At 69.1% G+C, this 18,510-nt stretch carries 18 protein-coding genes; 9 read left to right on the top strand and 9 right to left on the bottom strand.

The annotated features are described in order from the left end of the window. Both VGD93_RS10030 and VGD93_RS10035 read right to left on the bottom strand, forming a co-directional pair. Positions 1–2,671, bottom strand: a 2,671-nt coding sequence (locus VGD93_RS10030) for a helicase-related protein (protein ID WP_395011634.1), incomplete at its 3' end; no start/stop codon positions are given. A gap of 583 nt (positions 2,672–3,254) precedes the next feature. Then, positions 3,255–4,037 carry a DUF3108 domain-containing protein gene (locus VGD93_RS10035; protein ID WP_395011636.1) on the bottom strand — a complete coding sequence of 261 codons (783 nt, stop codon included), beginning with the start codon at positions 4,035–4,037 and terminating at the stop codon, positions 3,255–3,257. Positions 4,038–4,275: 238 nt separating this feature from the next. On the opposite strand from VGD93_RS10035, the gene VGD93_RS10040 reads away from it, so the two are divergent. From VGD93_RS10040 to VGD93_RS10050, 3 genes are all read left to right on the top strand, one after another. Next, a complete protein-coding gene (locus VGD93_RS10040) occupies positions 4,276–4,902 on the top strand; it encodes a hypothetical protein (protein WP_395011638.1) in 627 nt (208 codons plus the stop codon). Between the two features lie 142 nt (positions 4,903–5,044). Beyond that, positions 5,045–5,329, top strand: a complete 285-nt coding sequence (rpmB, locus tag VGD93_RS10045) for a 50S ribosomal protein L28 (RefSeq protein WP_395011640.1) — start codon at positions 5,045–5,047, stop codon at positions 5,327–5,329. A 192-nt stretch (positions 5,330–5,521) separates the two neighbouring features. After that, complete coding sequence (locus VGD93_RS10050; RefSeq protein WP_395011642.1) at positions 5,522–6,163, top strand: VUT family protein; 642 nt, start codon at positions 5,522–5,524, stop codon at positions 6,161–6,163. Here the strand turns inward: VGD93_RS10050 and VGD93_RS10055 are convergent. The 5 genes from VGD93_RS10055 to cobS all read right to left on the bottom strand — a co-directional run bounded on the left by VGD93_RS10055 (position 6,160) and on the right by cobS (position 11,041). After that, positions 6,160–6,558 carry a VOC family protein gene (locus tag VGD93_RS10055; RefSeq protein WP_395011644.1) on the bottom strand — a complete coding sequence of 133 codons (399 nt, stop codon included), beginning with the start codon at positions 6,556–6,558 and terminating at the stop codon, positions 6,160–6,162. The genes VGD93_RS10050 and VGD93_RS10055 overlap by 4 nt on opposite strands. 83 nt (positions 6,559–6,641) lie before the next feature. Next, entirely contained in the window at positions 6,642–7,040 is a 399-nt protein-coding gene (locus VGD93_RS10060; RefSeq protein WP_395011646.1) for a VOC family protein, read from the bottom strand. 65 nt (positions 7,041–7,105) lie between these two features. Then, a complete protein-coding gene (locus VGD93_RS10065) occupies positions 7,106–8,149 on the bottom strand; it encodes an esterase-like activity of phytase family protein (protein WP_395011648.1) in 1,044 nt (347 codons plus the stop codon). Then, a complete protein-coding gene (gene cobT / locus VGD93_RS10070) occupies positions 8,146–10,032 on the bottom strand; it encodes a cobaltochelatase subunit CobT (RefSeq protein WP_395011650.1) in 1,887 nt (628 codons plus the stop codon). Before cobT ends, VGD93_RS10065 begins: the two co-directional genes overlap by 4 nt. A 31-nt stretch (positions 10,033–10,063) precedes the next feature. After that, on the bottom strand, positions 10,064–11,041 hold the full coding sequence (gene cobS, locus VGD93_RS10075) for a cobaltochelatase subunit CobS (protein ID WP_395011652.1): 978 nt from the start codon (positions 11,039–11,041) through the stop codon (positions 10,064–10,066). A 239-nt stretch (positions 11,042–11,280) separates the two neighbouring features. On the opposite strand from cobS, the gene VGD93_RS10080 reads away from it, so the two are divergent. Continuing rightward, positions 11,281–12,045, top strand: coding sequence for an SDR family NAD(P)-dependent oxidoreductase (locus VGD93_RS10080; RefSeq protein ID WP_395011654.1), 765 nt, complete (start codon positions 11,281–11,283; stop codon positions 12,043–12,045). Here VGD93_RS10080 and VGD93_RS10085 read toward each other — a convergent pair. Further along, positions 11,995–12,822, bottom strand: a complete 828-nt coding sequence (locus VGD93_RS10085; RefSeq protein ID WP_395011656.1) for a DUF1365 domain-containing protein — start codon at positions 12,820–12,822, stop codon at positions 11,995–11,997. The two genes, VGD93_RS10080 and VGD93_RS10085, sit on opposite strands and share 51 nt — an antisense overlap. After that, complete coding sequence (locus VGD93_RS10090) at positions 12,819–14,168, bottom strand: NAD(P)/FAD-dependent oxidoreductase (RefSeq protein ID WP_395011658.1); 1,350 nt, start codon at positions 14,166–14,168, stop codon at positions 12,819–12,821. Before VGD93_RS10090 ends, VGD93_RS10085 begins: the two co-directional genes overlap by 4 nt. A gap of 120 nt (positions 14,169–14,288) precedes the next feature. On the opposite strand from VGD93_RS10090, the gene VGD93_RS10095 reads away from it, so the two are divergent. The 5 genes from VGD93_RS10095 (at position 14,289) to VGD93_RS10115 (ending at position 18,510) form a co-directional block, all read left to right on the top strand. Further along, positions 14,289–14,690 carry a DUF2177 family protein gene (locus tag VGD93_RS10095; RefSeq protein ID WP_395011660.1) on the top strand — a complete coding sequence of 134 codons (402 nt, stop codon included), beginning with the start codon at positions 14,289–14,291 and terminating at the stop codon, positions 14,688–14,690. Between the two features lie 184 nt (positions 14,691–14,874). Continuing rightward, positions 14,875–15,468, top strand: coding sequence for an HdeD family acid-resistance protein (locus VGD93_RS10100; protein WP_395011661.1), 594 nt, complete (start codon positions 14,875–14,877; stop codon positions 15,466–15,468). Between the two features lie 78 nt (positions 15,469–15,546). Beyond that, a complete protein-coding gene (locus VGD93_RS10105; protein WP_395011663.1) occupies positions 15,547–16,623 on the top strand; it encodes an efflux RND transporter periplasmic adaptor subunit in 1,077 nt (358 codons plus the stop codon). A gap of 4 nt (positions 16,624–16,627) precedes the next feature. Further along, positions 16,628–17,836 carry an ABC transporter permease gene (locus VGD93_RS10110; RefSeq protein ID WP_395011665.1) on the top strand — a complete coding sequence of 403 codons (1,209 nt, stop codon included), beginning with the start codon at positions 16,628–16,630 and terminating at the stop codon, positions 17,834–17,836. Next, a complete protein-coding gene (locus tag VGD93_RS10115) occupies positions 17,833–18,510 on the top strand; it encodes an ABC transporter ATP-binding protein (RefSeq protein ID WP_395011667.1) in 678 nt (225 codons plus the stop codon). Before VGD93_RS10110 ends, VGD93_RS10115 begins: the two co-directional genes overlap by 4 nt.

An 18,510-nucleotide genomic window follows, 5' to 3' on the forward strand; every position in this document is an offset into this window, starting at 1 on the left:
CCGGGAACCAGACTTCGTCATATTCGGGTTCGGCCGGCTGGCTGGCGGCCTCCGGCGGGGGCGCGCCCAGGTCGGCGGCGGCCGCTTCCACGGCCGCGGCTTCCAGCGTTTCGGCCTGTATCTCCTCGGGCGCCGGCGTCCCTTCGACTGCGTCTTGCGCGGCGGCATTGCCGGCCGCCTCCGCCACGCCGTCGGCGGCGGCCTCGGGCAGGGGGGCAGCCACCGCCGGCCCCGCAGCCTTGGGCGTGCGGCGGAGCCTGTAGCCGAGGGCGGTGAGGATCGAGGCGAAATCCTCTCCGGCGGTGCCGAGCAGCGACGTCATCTCCACGGTCACGCGGAAGCCGTTCCCCTCGGCCGCGCCGGGCGGCAGGTCGCCCGCGTGCCGCGATGCGTCGAGCGCGATCAGCGGCCGGATGATGTCGGCCAGCCGCTCGAGGATGTCGACGCGCACCGCGCGCCGGCCCGCCACCTTGAAGCCGGCGACCTCGTAGAGCTTGGGGCTGACCTCGGGATCGATGAGGAACGACGTCCGACCCGACAGCACGATCTGGGGCAGTTCGCCGACGCCGGGCTGGCGCACGCCGCCATGCTTGACGGCGTAGAGGATGATGGCCAGTTCGCGCGGCGCGGGCTTCAGGCTCGCCGGCACGTAGATATGGTAGGCGCCGAACTTCACCCCGAGCTTGCGCAGCTTGGCGCGCACGTCCTGGTCGAGAGCCTTGACCTGCTCGGCCACCGCGGCGCGCGGCAGCAAGCCCAGGTTCTCGGAGAGCTGGAAGGCGATGCCGCGGGCGGCGCCTTCGAGATCGGCCGGCTCGCTGAGCGCGATCACCGGCTCGAGCTGGGTGTTGATGCCGTGCCGCAGCCACAGGTTCAGCCGCTCCTGCACGCGCTCGAGGTCGGGGCCGGACAGGCTCTCGTCGGCAAGCACGATGAGGCGCGGGGCGAACAGCGTCTCGCCCTCGGCGAGCATGGCGACGACCTCGCCGCGCCAGCGCACATAGCCGTCCGTGGCAAGCACGAATTCCTCGTTCGGGGCCCCGGCAAGGCGGTCGGCGCGGCGCGCGATCTCGGGCGCCACCACCTGGCCGGCGGCCGCGCGCAGGCCCCTGGCGTCGCCGTCCTCCGAGCGCGCGAGGGTAAAGCGGAACCCCTCGATCGAGCCGATAAGATGACCTTCGAGGCTGATTTCGCCCCGTTCGTTGATTTCAGGCGTCGCCATGGATCTGTCCCTCAAGTGCCGCATCAGGACGCTGGTGCGCCGGTCAACGAAGCGCTGGGTGAGCCGCTCGTGCAGGACATCGCTCAGCCGATCTTCGATGTCACGGGTCTTTTCGCGCCAATATGCCGGGTCTTCAAGCCAATTTCTGCGGTTGGCGACGAACGTCCAGGTGCGGATCTGGCGGATCCTGTTGGAAAGCGTGTCGATGTCGCCGGAGGTATTGTCGCAGAACCCCACCTGCTCGGCAATCCAGTCGGTCGCGACCGTGCCCCGCCGCATCAGGTCGGTGTAGACGCGGGTGACGATCTCGCCGTGCAGGGCGGGCGAAATGTCACGATAATCCGGGATGGAGCAGCAGTCCCACAACAGCCGCACCGCCTCGGCCCCGTGCGCCAGCCGGCCCGCCTCGTTGCGCGCGAGGAACTCCAGCGCGTGCTGGTCGGTGGCCACCGGGACGCGCGTCAGGCTGCGGTGCTGCGGCGAGGCGTCGAGGCTGTTGCGGAGCGCCTCGATGGAGGAAAAATCCAGCTCGGGGTTGCGCCACTGCAGGACCCTGACCGGCTCGAAATCGTGGCTCTCGAGCCGCTGCACCAGTTCGGTGTCGAACTCGGCGGCGTTGCCGGTGACGCCGAAGGTCCCGTTGTGCATGTGCCGCCCGGCGCGCCCCGCGATCTGGGCGAACTCGGCGGGTGTCAGCGGCCGGCTCTGGTGGCCGTCGAACTTCATGTCGTCGGCGAAGGCGACGTGGTGCACGTCGAGATTGAGCCCCATGCCGATTGCGTCGGTGGCGACCAGGAAATCGACGTCCCCACTTTGGTACAGGTCGACCTGGGCGTTGCGCGTGCGCGGGCTCAGGGCCCCCATGACCACCGCGGCGCCGCCGCGCTCGCGCCGGATCAGTTCGGCAATGGCATAGACCTGCGCGGCCGAGAAGGCGACGATGGCGGTGCGGCGCGGCTGGCGCGAGATCTTGCGGCTGCCGGCATAGGTCAGTTCCGAGAAGCGCGGTCGGTGGATGATCTCGGCGCCGGGCAGCAGCGCCCGGATGACCGGGGCCATGGTGGCGGCGCCCAGCAGCAGCGTCTCGCTGCGGCCGCGGGCATTGAGAAGCCGGTCGGTGAAGACGTGGCCGCGGTCGAAATCGGTCGCCACCTGGATCTCGTCGACGGCGACGCATTCGACCGGCACCTCGAGCGGCATCGCCTCCACCGTCGCCACCCAGTAGCGCGCCTTGGGGGGAACGATGCGCTCCTCGCCGGTGACCAGCGCCACGTGCTGCGCGCCCACGCGGTCGGCGACCTTGTGGTAGACCTCGCGCGCCAGCAGCCTGAGCGGCAGGCCGATCATGCCCGAGCGATGCGCCAGCATGCGCTCGATGGCAAAGAAGGTCTTGCCGGTATTGGTCGGCCCGAGGATGGCCTTGAGCGAGGGGGAGAAGTCGGGGGTCATCGGCTCCCTATTTAGGCGTCCCCGCCGGCAGATGCGAGCGTGTCAATTCGAAACGTTTGTCGGCCTGTATCTGCGGGCGCCTTTACGATGCGCACGAAACGGGAACAAAAGCGAACCGAATCGGCGGCGACTCGGGCGTCCCTGCTTTGTTCCCTACAGCATCTGGTGGGGCCGCCAGGCCGGGCCTACCAGCCAATCGGCCAAGGCCCTGATCCGGGCCGAAAAGCGTTCACGAAGCTTGCCAAAGCGTTGCCGGCGGGCCTTTTCGGCGTCGAATCAGGACTTCGTGAACGGGCGGTAAACGCCTCCCTCGGCAATTTCCTTGACCCGTTCACGATCGCGCCGCCGCGGGCCGGGCGCAAGCCCGGCTCGCGTTGACAAAAAAGCCGTTGACCGTCCCACAACGGCACAGCGGCGCGCTTCATGTTTCGTTAACCCAACGAGGATGGAAAGCGCGGAAATTGCCACTTTTCGCCGCCAGGGTGCTTGTCGCAGCCCGCCGGGCGCGTCGCAGTCGAACGCCCGCCCGAGACGGGCGGTCCCTGCCCCGCGCTTTCCCCTCCCGGCGCCGGGGCAGGGTGCGCTACTGCTCGAGGTCGGTGAGCACCATGGACAAATCCCCCATGCTGGTGGTGAGCAGCACGCGGTAGGGGATGAAGTAGCCGGGGGTGGCGAGCGGCGCGTACCAGATCAGGATACGATCGCTCTCGGCGAGAAAGTTGGTGATCTCGGACGTGGTGAAGTGCCCCGATACCGGGGTGTAGCGGATGTTGCACAGGATCACCGGCCCTTGGTAGCCGGTGCGCTTGGAAGTGGCCACGTCCGCGCGCGCGAAGTGCATGGTGACGTTGAAGCGTTCGAGCCCGGTGAAGATCTGCAGGCGCCGGTCGCACAGCGACTTGTCGAGCCCGCCGCCCTTGAGCACGAAGGCGGCCACCATGTCGTTGACCCCGTGCAGGTGCCGGCGTTCCAGTGCTACCCGGTCGATATTGTTGATCAGTGGCGGCGTGACGATGAAGGCCGTCACGTCCTTCTGCGCGTATTCCACAGAGACGGTGAAGTCCTCGCCGCCGGCGCGGGTGAGCAGGGCGAACTTCTCCGACGTCAACTCGCGGCCGTTCGAAACCCCGGTCGAGTCGACCTTGGCGACGCCGCTTGCCACCAGTTGCGCAAGACCGGTGATGCGCGCATCGAGGGCCATCGCATAGCGTTTGCCGGTGTCGTTGAGGCGGATGGTGACGCTGGCGATGCTCGTGCCGGAGAGGCTGATGAGGTACTGCGCCGTGGCGGAGACCGGCGCGGCGGCGGCGCTCGTGGCCATCAGCGCAATGCCGCAGGCGGCGGCGACTCTCCTGAGCAGGCGCATTCTCGGTCGGCGGCCTTTCCTTCCGGCGCTGTGGCCGAATCACGTCGTCCAGAAACTGCCCGCGCAATGCGGCGCTGGCAAGGGCGGGCGGAAGGAGCCTGGGACGAGGGCCACCGCGGTGCCTGCCGGCCACAGTCGCGCGCGCGTGTCGGTGGCCCCGGTCCGGCGGTATCGACATTTTTACCCGCGCGTGAAAGGAATTGCCGACATTGGGTGCGTGATATATCCGGGGTCGGCAATGCTTCGCCACTATCGTTCCTGCCTGCTGCGTTGGGCCTTGCCCGTGCTGGCGGCCCTGGCGCCGGTTGCGCCGGCCGCACCCGCCCTGGGCCAGCAGACCGAGCTGTCGCAATATGACGAAGCCGTGTTCTTCTTCGGCGGACGCTTCCACCAGGACTGGTTCGGCACCAGCCTGCAGCCGTGGCAGCTCACCTGGGACGATACCTGGATCGTCGGGGCCGGCTACCAGCGCACGCTGGTCGACTGGCACGACCTGCGGCTGGGTGCCGAGATCGGCGTTTCCGGACGCTTCAGCGGCGACGGCGCGTCGGGCGAAGTCTGGGCCGGCCTGTTTGCCCGCTACGACGGGCTGGTTCTGTTCGACACGCTGCGCATCTCGCCGGCCTGGACCACCGGGTTGTCCGTCACCAGCGGCACCCAGGGATGGGAAGGGGACCGCATGGACGCCTGGGGCGAGTTCGAGCCGGTGCTCGTCTATCTCGGCGCCGAGCTCAACGTCTCGCTGGTCGACCAGCCGCAGTGGGAAACCTTCGTGCGCGTGCATCACCGCTCGGGCGGCTACGGGGTGATCGCCGACATCGACGCCTCCAACGCCATCACCGGCGGCATCCGCTACAAGTTCTAGCCGGGGGCGCGTGCCGTGTGCCGGCCGGCCCGGCTTGACGGGTGCGGCCGCTTTCATTATGGAAGCGCCACAATCAAGAACAGACTTCAGCCCGTTGCGGGAGAACCCTTCCGCCAAGGGAATTTTGTGCAAGGATGCAAGAATGGCACGCCGCTGTGAACTGACCGGTAAGGGCGTAATGACCGGCAACAACGTGAGCCACGCGCTCAACCGCACGCGCCGGCGGTTTCTGCCCAACCTGGTGAACGTGACGCTGATCTCCGATGCGCTCGGCCGTTCGGTGAAGCTCAAGGTGAGCGCCCATGCGCTGCGCACGGTCGAGCATCGCGGCGGGCTCGACGCCTTCCTGCTCAAGGCCGACGAAAGCGAACTGAGCACCAACGCCAAGGCGTTGCGCAAGGAAATCCGCGCCGCCCTCGCCGCGTAAGGCCTTATCTCTTCAGTGATTGCTGAGGCCGCGCCGGCACACCGTGCCGCGCGGCTTTGGTTTTGGGCGGCGCGGTTGAGGCGTACTGCATCTGGACCCGCTCCGCCCCGATGACAGCGCCGCCTGCATCTGCTATTGCCCTCGGCGTCCGCGCCGGTCTCATGCCGGAATGCGGTTAACCGAAGGTGCGTCATGTTCGCTCGCTTTGCCGCGGCCGTCGCCGCGATGGTCGCCGTTGTCGCGGCCTCGAATTTCCTCGTCCAGTTTCCCGTCCAGGCGCGGCTCGGCCCCATCGAGCTTGCCGACCTGCTGACCTGGGGGGCCTTCACCTATCCGGTCGCCTTCCTCGTCACCGATCTCACCAACCGCCATTTCGGCCCGGGCCGGGCGCGGGTGGTCGTGGTCGCCGGCTTCGCGGTGGCCGTGGTGCTGTCGATCTGGCTGGCGACGCCGCGCATCGCCATCGCCTCGGGCACGGCCTTCCTCCTCGCCCAGTTCCTCGATATCTCGATCTTCGACCGGCTACGCCTGAAGCCGTGGTGGCACGCGCCGCTCTTCTCGTCGCTGGTATCTTCCGCGCTCGACACGGCGCTGTTCTTCTCGCTGGCCTTCGCCGCGCCTTTCGCGGTCCTCGATACCGGCCTCGGCCGCGCCGACGGCTCGCTCACCTTCCCCGCGCCGCTGCTCGGGGTGGGCCCCGAGGTCGACTTGTGGGTGTCGCTGGCGGCCGGGGATTTCCTCGTCAAGCTGGTGCTCGCCGCCCTCTGCCTTGCGCCTTACGGCGCGCTCAGGCGGGTGCTCGCCGACCGCTTCGCCCGCCCGGCGGCGGCCTAGCTGCCGGTGTCCCCGGCGAACGGGTTTGCAGCCACCGGCTCGAGGATGGCGAAGACGTTGCCTTCGGTGTCCTTGAAGGTGAGCAAGTGGCCGATGCCGGGGATTTCGGTCCTGGGCACCACCACGGTGCCGCCCTCCGCCACGATCTTCTTTTCGTAGGCGTCGACGGAGTCGACGCCGATGGTGGGGGTGACGCCCTGCCACGGGGCCTCGCGCCTGGCGACGCCGGCCCCGATCGGCGGGTTGGGCGTCGCCGGCGCCGCACCAGTGCTGACCAGCCAGTAGGGCACTGGCCCTTCGAGCTTGCTGATGGTCCAGCCGAAGACCCGGGCGTAGAAGCGCGTGGCCCGTTCGGGATCGTCGGCGGCAATGTCGATATGCACGAAGTTCGGCATGGGAGACCTCGCGGCTCGAGCGAAGCGGCAGGGTGCGCCCAGCGGCGGCGGGCGCCTTGACGGGGATCAAGCCGGGCAGGCGCTCAGGCGCGCCCGCCGGGCATGGCGAACATGGTTTCGGGCAGCTCCTCGACGAGGCCCAGTTCGTTCCCCTCGGTGTCGCGGAAGATGAGCAGATACCCGATCCCCGGGATCAGCCGCTTGGCGTGGACGATGCCGCCGCCGGCGGCGACGATCCTCTGCGCGTAGACGTCTATCGAGTCGACGTCGATGAGCGGCGTGATCGAGCGCCAGTCCTCGCCGCGCTCGGCAATGCTGGCGCTGATCGGCTCCGCCTCGGCCGCTCCGGTATTGATCAGCTGGATGGAGGTCGAGGTGGCGCCGTGCAGCGTCTGGATGTGCCAGCCGAATACGGCCTCGTAGAAGCGCGTGGCGCGTTTCGGATCGTCGGCGGCGATATCGACATGGACGATATGGGGCATGCGCACCTCGCTTGCCGGGATGGCAGTCCTGGCCCGCAACGGCGGCGCGATCCGGCCGTCCGGGGTTACTGGGGCGGCAGCGAGAACTCGAGCAGCAGGCTGCGTTCCCACTCGTTGAAGTTGTTGTCGGAGACCAGGGTGATGCGCGTCGTGCCGTCGGGCCCGGAGTGTACCGCCACCGCCTCCATGTTGTCGACGTCCGGCCCGCTGGCCGTGAGCAGCACCTCGCCGCGCATGCGGGCGCCCGGCACCACCTGGGCGGCGGGAACGCGCTTGAGCGTCATGGTGAAGGTCAGGAAGGCGATGCCGCGCTCCAGCACCAGCAGGTCGCCGTTGGGCAGGAAGGCGCAGTCGGAGGGGTCCGTGCCCTTGCTCGACAGGTAGCTCAGCGGCCCCTTGTCGTTGTGGCCGAGCAGCCAGGCCGAGTGTTCGCCGTCGTCATCGACGACGCCCTCGGTCAGCAGCAGGGTGGAGCCGGCGATCGGCGAGGCCGCGGGAGCAATGCACACGGCCTCGAGGCTCTCGTTGGTGCGGGTGCCGGTGAGCCAGGCGGGGATGGCGACCTCCCTGGCCGGGCCGGTCGGCCTGCCGTCGACGAGTTCGAAGTCCGCGACCCGCGTCAAGTTCTCGAAGCCCACCCGGACCGCCGCCGGGACGCCGCCGCGCTCGATCACCGCCAGCGCCTCGGCGTCGCGGGCGAAGGCGCGCGGCAGCTCGGCCCCCTTGGAATTCTGGATCGGCTCGATGGTCACGCCGACGAGGCTGAGCGGGCGGTGCCGTTCGTCGTAGATGAGCTGGCCGGAAACGAAATTGCCGCGGTCGGTAACCATCGCCAGGCGCCCGTCGGGCCCGGTGAAGCCGAGGCCGGACAGGCCGCCGAAGGTGTCGACGGCGCTCTGCATCTCGATGCCGCCGTGCCAGACGAGCCCCTGCACCCTGCCGCCCGCCGCGACGCCGGCGAAGCTGTGCAGCGGCAGGGCGATGACCGTTTCTCCCTGGTCCTGCGCCAGTGCGCGGTGCGGCACGTCAACCGCCAGCCAGGCGAACCCCGCTCCTGCCGCCAGCAGCGCCGCCGCCAGCAGGCGCGTGGCCAGCGCCCGCCGCGTCATCCCACCCGTCTCTTGCGGGACCGGGTCGGCGGCTCCTCGTCGAACAGCGCCGCGAGTTCGTCGGTCAGGGCGCCGGCGAGCTCCTCGGCGTCGAGCAGGGTGACGGCGCGCCGGTAGTAGCGTGTCACGTCATGGCCGATGCCGACGGCGACCAGCTGGATGGGCGAGCGCGTCTCGATGTCTTCGATGACCTGGCGCAAATGGGCCTCGAGATAGTTGCCGGCGTTGACCGACTGGGTCGAGTCGTCGACCGGGGCGCCATCGGAGATGACCATCAGGATGCGGCGGTTTTCGGGCCGGGCCAGCAGGCGCTTCTGTGCCCATTGCAGGGCCTCGCCGTCGATGTTCTCCTTGAGCAAGCCTTCGCGCATCATCAGGCCGAGGTTGCGCCGGGCGTGCCGCCACGGCTCGTCGGCGCCCTTGTAGATGATGTGGCGGATATCGTTGACGCGGCCGGGGTTGGCCGGCCGGCCGGCCTCGAGCCAGGCCTCGCGGCTCTTGCCGCCCTTCCAGGCGCGCGTGGTGAAGCCCAGGATCTCGACCTTGACGCCGCAGCGCTCGAGCGTGCGGGCGAGAATGTCGCCGCAGATCGCCGCAATGGTGATCGGCCGGCCGCGCATGGAGCCGGAGTTGTCGATCAGCAGCGTCACCACGGTGTCGCGGAACTCGGTGTCGCGCTCGACCTTGAAGCTGAGCGCCTGCAGCGGGTCGGTGACGACGCGGGTGAGGCGGGCCGTATCCAGCAGGCCCTCCTCGAGGTCGAACTCCCAGCTGCGGTTCTGCTGCGCCATCAGCCGGCGCTGCAGCTTGTTGGCGAGCCGCGCCACGGCGCCCGCCAGGTTCTCGAGCTGCTTGTCGAGCAGGGCGCGGAGTTGCTCCAGTTCCTCGGCGGGGCACAACTCAGCCGCCTTGACCACCTCGTCGAACTTCTGGGTGAAGATCTTGTAGGCGAAACTGTCGGCAAATTCCCGCGCGTTGGCACCCGGGGGCGGGTTGGGGCTTTCCTCGCCGGCCTCGGCGGCCTGGTCCTCGTCGCTTTCCGCCAGATCGGCCTCGGCGCCTTCGGTTTCCCCGGTTTCCTCGCTGTCGCCCGTCGACTGGTCCTCTTCGGCCTGGGCGTCCTCGCTCTCGCCCTGCGCCTGCTCCGGCGGCTTGCTCTCGTCGCGGCCCTTGTCCGCCTGCTGGTCGTCGCCGCCTTCGTCGCCGCCGTCCTCGCCGTCGTCGAGCTCGCTGTCGGGCACGAGGTTGAGGTCGCGCAGCAACTGCCGGCTGGCGCGGCTGAACAGATCCTGGTCCTCGAACTTGGAGAGCAGCGTGGTCAGCGAGTTGCCGGCCTTCTCCTCGATTTCGCTGCGCCACAATTCGACGATGGCATTGCCCGAGGGCGGGATCGCCACCCCGGCGACGCGCTGCCGCAGGATCAGCCCGAGCGCCTCGGCCAGGGGCGCGTCGTCGCGGTCGGTGACCTCGGCGTAATTGGCGCGGAACAGGCGGTCCTCGAGCATCTCGTGGATATTGCCGGTCATGCCCGGCATGCGCACGCAGCCCAGCGCTTCGCAGCGCGCCTGCTCGAGCGCGTCGAAGGCAGCCCGCGCCAGCGGCTCGGCCGGGGCGCGGCGGCGGTGCGTCTCGGGGTTGTGGCTGGCAAGCCGCATGGCCATGGCGTCGCCCTGGCCGCGGGCGATCGAGATATCGCGCTTGTTCGGCAGTCGCGGCAGATTGGCCAGCCGTGCCTTGTCGCTGGTCAGGATCGGCCGGTCGGCCGAAAAGGTCACTTCCAGCCCCGGCTTGCCGGCGACGGCGCGCACGGTCGCACCCACGGCGGCTTTGAACGCCGCGGTGCTGTCGGGCCGGTTGTTCTTGGCGCGCGGGGGCTGGACCATGGTGCGATAAGCGCCGCTCGGCGTCCCGGGTCTAGGCGGTGATGGCGAGGTTGGCCGCCGATTCGGGCAGGTCTTCGCCGAACACGCGCTGGTAGAACTCGGCCACCACCGGACGCTCGAGCTCGTCGCACTTGTTGAGGAAGGTGAGCCGGAAGGCGAAGCCGACGTCGCCGAAGATCTCGGCGTTCTCGGCCCAGGTGATCACCGTGCGCGGGCTCATCACCGTCGAGAGGTCGCCGTTGATGAAGGCGGAGCGCGTCAGGTCGGCGAGGCGCACCATGTTGGCGACCAGCTTCTTGCCCTTGTCGGTCTGGTAGCTCTTGGCCTTGGCCATGACGATGCCGACTTCCTTGTCGTGCGGCAGGTAGTTGAGCGTGGTGACGATCGACCAGCGGTCCATCTGGCCCTGGTTGATCTGCTGGGTGCCGTGATACAGGCCCGAAGTGTCGCCCAGCCCGATGGTGTTGGTGGTGGCGAACAGGCGGAAGGCCGGGTGCGGGGTGATGACGCGGTTCTGGTCGAGCAGCGTCAGCCGGCCCTGCGATTCGAGCACGCGCTGGATGACGAACATCACGTCGGGACGGCCGGCATCGTATTCGTCGAAGACCAGGGCAATGTTGTTCTGCACCGCCCAGGGCAGGATGCCGTCGCGGAACTCGGTGACCTGCTGGCCGTCCTTGAGCACGATGGCGTCCTTGCCCACGAGGTCGATGCGGCTCACATGCGCGTCGAGGTTGACGCGCACCAGCGGCCAGTTGAGGCGCGCCGCGACCTGCTCGATATGGGTGGACTTGCCGGTGCCGTGGTAGCCCTGCACCATGACGCGGCGGTTGAAGGCGAAGCCGGCGAGAATCGCCAGCGTGGTGTTGCGATCGAACAGGTAGTCGGGATCGAGCGGCGGCACGTGCGGATCGGGCTCGGCGTAGCCCATGACCTGCATGTCCGAGTCGATCCCGAACAGTTCGCGCACGGAGAATTGTTGGTTGGGCAGGTTCGTGAACTCAGGCATGTGACTCAGGCTCGGAAGGAATAGGTCAAGGCTGCTGCCTCGCGGGTTGGCCGCTCTATAGCAGTATCGCTTGGCCGGGGGTAGGGCGGAGATCGCACAGAAATGGGGAGCGCGGTCGCCGCGCGCAAGGGCTGCCACCGCCGGGGAGGCTGGCAGCGCCGAGCAGGCGCAGGGGAGCGAAACTTTCCGCCGGCCGGTGTCGTAGCTGCTCATCGACCGACCGTTGAGGAGACCGTATCGTGCCCGCCACAACCGCCCCCGCCCGCCGCGCCTGGATCACCGGCGCCGGCCGCGGTATCGGCCGCGCTCTGGCGCTCAGGCTCGCCGCCGATGGCTGGCGCGTCGCGGCCAGCGCCCGCTCGGCCGGGGAGCTTGCTGCGCTTGCGGCCGAGACGGCAGGGCGGGTCATCCCGTTCCCGCTCGACGTCACCGACAGCGCCGCCGTCGCCGCGACGTCTGCGGCCATCGAGGCGCGGCTGGGCGTGGTCGACCTCGTCGTCCTCAATGCGGGCACCTACAAGCCGGTGACGGCCAGGTCGTTCTCGCTTGAGGCGTGGCGGGAGATGGTCGACGTCAATCTCATCGGCACCGTCAACTGTCTCGCTGCGGTGATGCCGGAGATGATCCGGCGCCACGCCGGCCACATCGCCGTCGTCTCCTCACTCACCGGCTATGTCGGGCTGCCCAGCGCCGCCGCCTATGGCGCCACCAAGGCGGCGCTCATCAACATGTGCGAGGCGCTGCATCCCGAACTCGAGGCCGAGGGCGTCAGGCTGTCGCTGGTCAACCCCGGCTTCGTCGACACGCCGCTTACCCGCAAGAACGATTTTCCGATGCCGTTCCTGATGCCGGCCGAGGAGGCGGTGGACCGGATCGTCGCCGGTCTCGAGTCGGGCCGCTTCGAGATCGCCTTCCCCCGCCGCATGAGCGTCCTCATCAGGCTGCTGGCCCTGCTACCTCACCCGCTCCGCCTCGCCGTGACCCGGCGCATGGTCCGGCCTTGAGGCGGCCGCTTCCGCGGCGACCACGACGCTGTCGATAGGCCGTGCGGCGCGCCGGTGGTGATGGAACGGCAGGCCCTTGAGCAGGAGCCTGGCTGCCTCGAGATGGATGCCGGCCATCACCTTCAGCGTCATCAGCGGATAGGCGAACAGCAGCCGCCACAGCGCCCTATCCGAGAGCGCCTGGCGCCGGCCCGTGAACGAGGCGGTGAGCAGCAGCCCTTCGGCGTCGTCCTCGAGGATCAGGATGCCGACCCGCTCCCCCGGCGGGCGGATGCGGAAGCGGTAGACGCAGTCCATCGGCATGAAGGGCGAGACGAAGAACTGCTTGCGCGCGCCATGACGTACGACATCCCCGTCCGCCTTGGCAGGAATCACGTAGGTGTGGCGCTCGCCATGGGTATTGTGCACCTCGTAGAGGATGGCCGCCAGCGTACCCGCCCTTGTGTAGCCGAAATAGACGCTGAGCGGATTGAACACGAAGCCGAGGACGCGCGGGTAGCACAGCAGCTCGATGCGGCCGCCGTCATAGCCGGCGCCCGCCTCGGCGAGGAGGCGGCCGGCCCATTCCCTGAGCGGCGTCACGCCGTCGCCGTGGTCCCGGTCCCGGAAGCCGAGCGGCGCCCAGCGGTTGTGGCTGAACAGCCGCAGCCCGCGGTCGAGCGCGTCCAGCTCGTCGAGATCGAGGAGCAGCGCGAACACCCGGTAGTGCAGCCGGTGGCTCCGCGGGCGGGTGCGGGTATGCACGACGTCCCCGGTATAGATGGCCGAGCGGGTCATGCTGCCGCCTCCAGCAGCGGAGTGAGGGTGATGCGGTCCGATTCGCCGGCAACCGTCCATGGCCGCCGCACCCCGCCCGCCAGCTCCGCCGCGGCGAGGCCCGCCTGCAGCGCGTCCTCGTGGAAGCCGTGGCCGAAATAGCTGCCCGCAAACCAGGTGTTGCGCCTGCCCTGCAGCCGCCACAGCTGCTGCTGGGCGGCGATGGCCTTCTGGTCGAACAGCGGATGGGTGTAGCCGATCGCCTGGTGCAGGCGCCCGGCGGCAACCGGGCGCGTCGGGTTCAGCGTCACGAACAGCTCCTGCGACGGGTCGAGATTCTGCAGCCGGTTCATCCAGTAGGTGACGCAGAGCTGCCTGTCCTCGTCGCTGTCGCGCTGGCCGATATAGTTCCAGCTTGCCCAGACGTGGCGGCGGCGCGGCATCAGCGCCGGGTCGGAATGCAGCACGGCGAGGTTGTCGGTATAGGCGAAGGCGCCGAGCAGCCGGCGCTCGTCGGCGTCGGGGTCGGCCAGCATGGCCAGCGCCTGGTCGGCGTGGGCGGCGATGACCACGTTGTCGAAGACGCGGCCGCGTCCGAGCCGGTCGAAGATCTCGACGCCGCCGCTCGGCCGTCGCACGATCGCGCCGACCGGGGTGGCGAGCTGCACCTCGGCGATGTCCCTGAGCATGGCCGCGACATAGCTCCGGCTGCCACCGCGGACGGTGCGCCATTTCGGCCGGTTCACCAGCTCGAGCAGGCCGTGGCTGGCAAAAAAGCGGACGAAGGAGGCGAACGGATAGGCCCGCATTTCCCTCGCCGTGGTCGACCAGATGGCCGCGCCCATCGGCAGCAAATGTTCCTCGATGAACGAGGGGGTGTAGCCGTTGGCGTCGAGATAGGCGCCCAGCGTCTCGCCTTCGACCACCACCGCCTGCGGCGCCTCGCGGTAGAAGCGCACGATGTCGCGCAGCATCAGCCAGTAGCCGGGCCGCACCAAGTTGCCGGGATGCCCGATCAACCCGGCCAGGCCGCCGCTCGAATACTCGACCCGGCCGCCGTCGAGCGAGGCGGCAAAGCTCATGTCCGAGGCGTCGCTGGGCACTTCGAGATGCGCCAGCAGCGCCGTCAGGTTGGGATAGTTGCGTTCGTTGTAGACGATGAAGCCGGTGTCGACTGCCACGGGTCCCCGTGGGCCCTCGACCGTCACCGTGTTGGAATGGCCGCCCGGCCGCGCCGCCTCTTCATAGAGGGTGACGCGGTGGCGCCGGCTGAGCAGCCAGGCGGCGGCAAGCCCGGCGATACCGGAGCCGACCACGGCGATAGTGCGGGGAAGCTGAGGCCCCCCTCCCAGATCTTCGATAAGCACGGATGTCCCTTCCGAAAACGCGTTTCGAAGGGCAGCTACGAGTCGGCCGGCATTTTTGGTGCAACTCGGCGAAGATTTTTTTCGTAGCTGGCAACAGTCACCCGACGGGAGAGTGAAAGAGTGCTCAGATACCTTGTTGCCTACGCCGCCACGGCGGTCATCTTCTTCGCCATCGATTTCATCTGGCTCAGCAACGCCGTCGGCTTCTATCGCGAGCGGCTGGGGGACCTGCTGCTCGACAAGCCGAACCTCGGCTATGCGGCGGGCTTCTACCTGCTCTATGTCGCCGGCATCGTCATGCTCGCAATCGTCCCGGCCCTCAATGGCGGCACCTGGGTCAATGCCGCACTCGCCGGCGCCGTGCTCGGACTCGTGGCCTACGGCACGTACGACATGACCAACCTCTCGACGCTGAGGAACTGGTCGCTGACTGTCAGTCTCGTCGACATGGCCTGGGGCACGGCGCTCACCGCGGTCTCCGCCGCCGGCGGCTACCTTCTCACCCGCTGGCTCGCCGGCTGAGGCATGCCGCCCGCGGCGGCCGCGGCGGCGGCCGGACTCCCGCTGCCGCGCGGAAGGCGGACGAATCCCTGCAGCGGTCGGCCTGATTGATGCAGGTCAAGCGTTGCCCCCCGGTGCCGTGCCATCCGCGGGGGGCGGAGGGTGCGGCGCTTTGCGGTCCATGGGGTAAGAAGGAGAGACTGTCATGACGAACCAGATTGATGAAACCGCCAGGGCGGGCGAGGGCATCGCTCCGCGCTCCCTGCGTCAGGTGCTTGCCGACAACTGGCTGCTGTTCCTGCTGCGCGGCCTCGCCGGCATTGGCTTCGGCGTGGTGTCGCTGATCTGGCCCGGGCTTTCGCTGGTGATGCTGGTCATCCTCTATGGCGCCTACGCCCTGGTCGACGGCGTCATCGCGCTGGTCGCGGGGATCGCCGGCCGGAGTGTTGCGGTCTCCCGTTGGTGGCTGGTCGCCGTGGGACTGTTCGGCATCGCGGCCGGCGTCCTCACTTTCGTCTGGCCCGGCATCACGGCACTGGTGCTGCTGTACCTGATTGCCGGCTGGGCGATCGCCATCGGCGTGTCGCAGATCATCGGCGCCATCCAGTTGCGCAAGGAAATCGACAACGAATGGCTGCTGGTCCTGCAGGGCGCCCTGGCGGTCGTCTTCGGTCTCGCCATGTTCCTCATGCCCGGGGCCGGTGCCCTCGCCCTCATCTGGGTCGTGGGCATCAGCGCCATCGTCTACGGCATGCTGCTGGTGCTGTTTGCCCTCAAGATCCGCAAGTTCAGGAGTTGATGGGATCGGCCCGGGGCCGGGATGTGCGGCGCCGGCATTCGTGTTCTATTGACGGGACTTTGGCGACAGGGCGGAGCGATGGCTATTCGACGGCAGGGCAAGGCGCGCCTCCGACTCTGGCTCTGGGTGCTCGGACTGGCGCTGGTCGGTGGCGCGGCCTGGATGGTCGCCACCCGACCCTGGCAGAGTCGCCCGCTCGTGGTGGCCACCGAGACCCTCAGCCCCGGCACCGTCACCCAGGTACTCGCGGTTACCGGCCGCATCGCTCCGCGATTGCAGGTCAAGGTGCGCTCGGCAGTGTCGGCGCAGGCCGTGCAGGTGCTCGCCGACGAGGGCGACCGCGTTGCAGAGGGACAGGTCATTGTCCGACTCGATCCGGCCCAGCCGCAGGCGCTGGTCGGCCAGGCGCAGGCGGCGCTGGAGGCCGGTCTCGTGGCCGAGCAGCAGGCGCAGGCGACGCTCGACCGCGCCCGGGCGCTGGGCGAAAACACGCCGCGGGCGACGCGGGAGGATGCCGAACGCGCGCTCGTCGCGGCCAGCAACGAGGTGGCGCGGCTGCGCAGCGTGCTCGAGCAGGCCGAGAGCCAGCGGGCCCAGTACACCATCGCCGCGCCGCTCTCCGGCGTGGTGCTCGAGCGCACTATCGACCAGGGCCAGCTGGTCGACACCCAGTCCCAGCTCTTCACCATCGCCGACCTCGACACCCTGGTCGTGGAGACCGACGTCGACGAGATCTACTCCGCCCGCGTGCGCGTCGGGCTGCGGGCGATCCTGAAGCCGGCGGGGGACACCATCACCCGCACCGGCTCGGTTTCCTTTGCCGCCCCGACCGTTGATCCGGCGACCGGCGGCCGCGCCATCCGCATCGCCTTCGACGAGCCGGTGGCGCTGCCGGTGGGGCTAACGGTCAGCGCCAACATCATCGTCTCGGAGGACCATGCGGCGCTGTCGCTGCCGCGTGGGGCGATCGTCACCGCCGGGGGCAGGAACACGGTGCTCGTGATCGAAGGGGGCAAGGCGGCGGGGCGCGAGATCGACTTCATCGATTGGCCGGCCGAGCGGGTCATCGTCACCGCCGGCCTCGCTGCCGGCGACGTCGCCATCCTGGACCCCGCGGCGGTCCGCCCCGGGCAGGCCGTCGCGGCGGCGGATTAGCGCCATGCCCTACGGCCTCAAGATCGCCCTGCGCTATCTCACCGCCGGCAAGGCGCAGACCGGGTTGCTGATCGCCGGCGTTGCCGTCGGCGTCTTCGTCTTCGTCTTCATCAGCGCCCTGATCGGCGGGCTCGGGTTGTTCCTGGTGCAGCGCACGGTCGGAGACATCGCTCATGTCAGCGTCGAGGCCCCCGACCGCGAGGCCGGGCTGCTGCTGCCGGGCGGGGAGGGCCGGATTCTGCTGGCAGAGCAGCGCGCCGCCACCCGGCGCGAACAGTTGCGGACGGCCGCCGCCTTCCTGCCGCTCATCGAGGCGCTGCCGGGCGTGCGGGCGGTGTCGCCGCAGATCGTCGGCAACGGGTTCCTTGTGCGCGGCCAGCAGCGGGCGCCGGTCGGCGTCACCGGAGTCGAGGCCGACAAGGTCTCCGCCATTGCCGACATCGGCGGCCACCTCGTCGCCGGCAGCGCCGCGCTCACCAACACCACGGTGCTGATCGGCAGCACGCTGGCCCGCGACATCGGGGTCGAGGTGGGCCAGGTGGTGGGCCTGCTTTCCGACCGCGACATCGAGCGGCCTTTGCTGGTGGGGGGCATCTTCGAACTCGGGCTCGAGGCGCTGGACAGCCGGGCCGCTTTCGTCAGCCTGGCGGCGGCCCGCACCCTGTTCGAGTTGCCGCAGGGCATCTCGCGCATCGAGATCAAGCTTGACGACCTCGACGCGGCCGACGCCTATGCCGCGCGCATCGCCGCCGATACCGGGCTCGCCGCGACGCCGTGGACCGCCGGCAACGCGCAACTGCTCTCCGGGCTCCGCGCGCAGGAGAATTCCAGCAACCTGATCAAGGCCTTCGCCCTGATCAGCATCGTCATCGGCGTGGCCAGCGCGCTGCTGCTCTCGACTTACCGGCGGCGCTCGGAAATCGGCATCATGCGGGCGATGGGCGCCAGCCGCAGTTTCGTCGTCGCCGTCTTCGTCATCCAGGGGGCGCTGATCGGCATTCTCGGCGGCTTGGCGGGGGCGGGGCTGGGTTACCTGCTGCTGGCGCCTTTTCCACCCCCTGACCTGGCGACCGCCGGCGACCTGCCGATCGACGTGCGCCAGGGCGCCTATGGCCTCGCCATCGGGCTGACGGCACTCGGCGCCATCCTTGCTTCGATCCTGCCCGCCCGGGCGGCGGCCCGAGTCGACCCGGTCACGGTGATCACGCAATGAGCGAGACGCTGCTCGAGGTGCGCAACCTGCACAAGACCTATGGCGAGGGCAGCACCGCCACGCACGTGCTGCACGGGCTCGATCTGAGGCTCGAAGCAGGGGAACTGTGCGCCCTGCTCGGGCCGTCCGGCTCCGGCAAGAGCACGCTGCTCACCATCCTCGGCACGCTGATGCAACCGAGCTCCGGCCAGCACGAGATGCTCGGCCGCGACCTGACACAGGCCGGCGACCGCGAACTCACCGAGTTCCGCAACCGCCATATCGGCTTCGTGTTCCAGTTCCATCACCTGCTGCCCGATTTCACCGCGCTCGAGAATGTCATCTTCCCCGCCGCGGTGGAGGCGGGCCGCGAGACGGCGGCAATGCGCGGGCGCGGGCGCGAACTGCTGGCGCGGGTGGGACTGGCCGACCGCATCGATTTCCTCGCCACCGAGCTATCCGGCGGCCAGAAGCAGCGCGTGGCCATCGCCCGGGCGCTGATGAACACGCCGGAACTGGTTCTCGCCGACGAGCCGACCGGCAACCTCGACCGCGAGTCGGCAGATCGGGTGATGCAGCTCATCGAGGAAATCAACCGCGACCAGGGTACGACCTTCCTCATCTCGACCCATGACGAGAAGATTGCCGCCTATTGCCGTCGCCAGATCCGGGTGGTCGACGGCCGCACGGCGTAG

This window comes from Devosia sp. (assembly GCF_036406155.1).
Taxonomy (GTDB): Bacteria; Pseudomonadota; Alphaproteobacteria; order Rhizobiales; family Devosiaceae; genus Devosia_A.

Excerpts from the sequence above, each read along its gene's own strand:
- VGD93_RS10035 (WP_395011636.1), bottom strand. The coding sequence starts at position 4,037 with ATGCGCCTGCTCAGGAGAGTCGCCGCCGCCTGCGGCATTGCGCTGATG.
- VGD93_RS10040 (WP_395011638.1), top strand. The coding sequence starts at position 4,276 with ATGCTTCGCCACTATCGTTCCTGCCTGCTGCGTTGGGCCTTGCCCGTG.
- rpmB (WP_395011640.1), top strand. The coding sequence starts at position 5,045 with ATGGCACGCCGCTGTGAACTGACCGGTAAGGGCGTAATGACCGGCAAC.
- VGD93_RS10050 (WP_395011642.1), top strand. The coding sequence starts at position 5,522 with ATGTTCGCTCGCTTTGCCGCGGCCGTCGCCGCGATGGTCGCCGTTGTC.
- VGD93_RS10055 (WP_395011644.1), bottom strand. The coding sequence starts at position 6,558 with ATGCCGAACTTCGTGCATATCGACATTGCCGCCGACGATCCCGAACGG.
- VGD93_RS10060 (WP_395011646.1), bottom strand. The coding sequence starts at position 7,040 with ATGCCCCATATCGTCCATGTCGATATCGCCGCCGACGATCCGAAACGC.
- VGD93_RS10065 (WP_395011648.1), bottom strand. The coding sequence starts at position 8,149 with ATGACGCGGCGGGCGCTGGCCACGCGCCTGCTGGCGGCGGCGCTGCTG.
- cobT (WP_395011650.1), bottom strand. The coding sequence starts at position 10,032 with ATGGTCCAGCCCCCGCGCGCCAAGAACAACCGGCCCGACAGCACCGCG.
- cobS (WP_395011652.1), bottom strand. The coding sequence starts at position 11,041 with ATGCCTGAGTTCACGAACCTGCCCAACCAACAATTCTCCGTGCGCGAA.
- VGD93_RS10085 (WP_395011656.1), bottom strand. The coding sequence starts at position 12,822 with ATGACCCGCTCGGCCATCTATACCGGGGACGTCGTGCATACCCGCACC.
- VGD93_RS10100 (WP_395011661.1), top strand. The coding sequence starts at position 14,875 with ATGACGAACCAGATTGATGAAACCGCCAGGGCGGGCGAGGGCATCGCT.
- VGD93_RS10105 (WP_395011663.1), top strand. The coding sequence starts at position 15,547 with ATGGCTATTCGACGGCAGGGCAAGGCGCGCCTCCGACTCTGGCTCTGG.
- VGD93_RS10110 (WP_395011665.1), top strand. The coding sequence starts at position 16,628 with ATGCCCTACGGCCTCAAGATCGCCCTGCGCTATCTCACCGCCGGCAAG.
- VGD93_RS10115 (WP_395011667.1), top strand. The coding sequence starts at position 17,833 with ATGAGCGAGACGCTGCTCGAGGTGCGCAACCTGCACAAGACCTATGGC.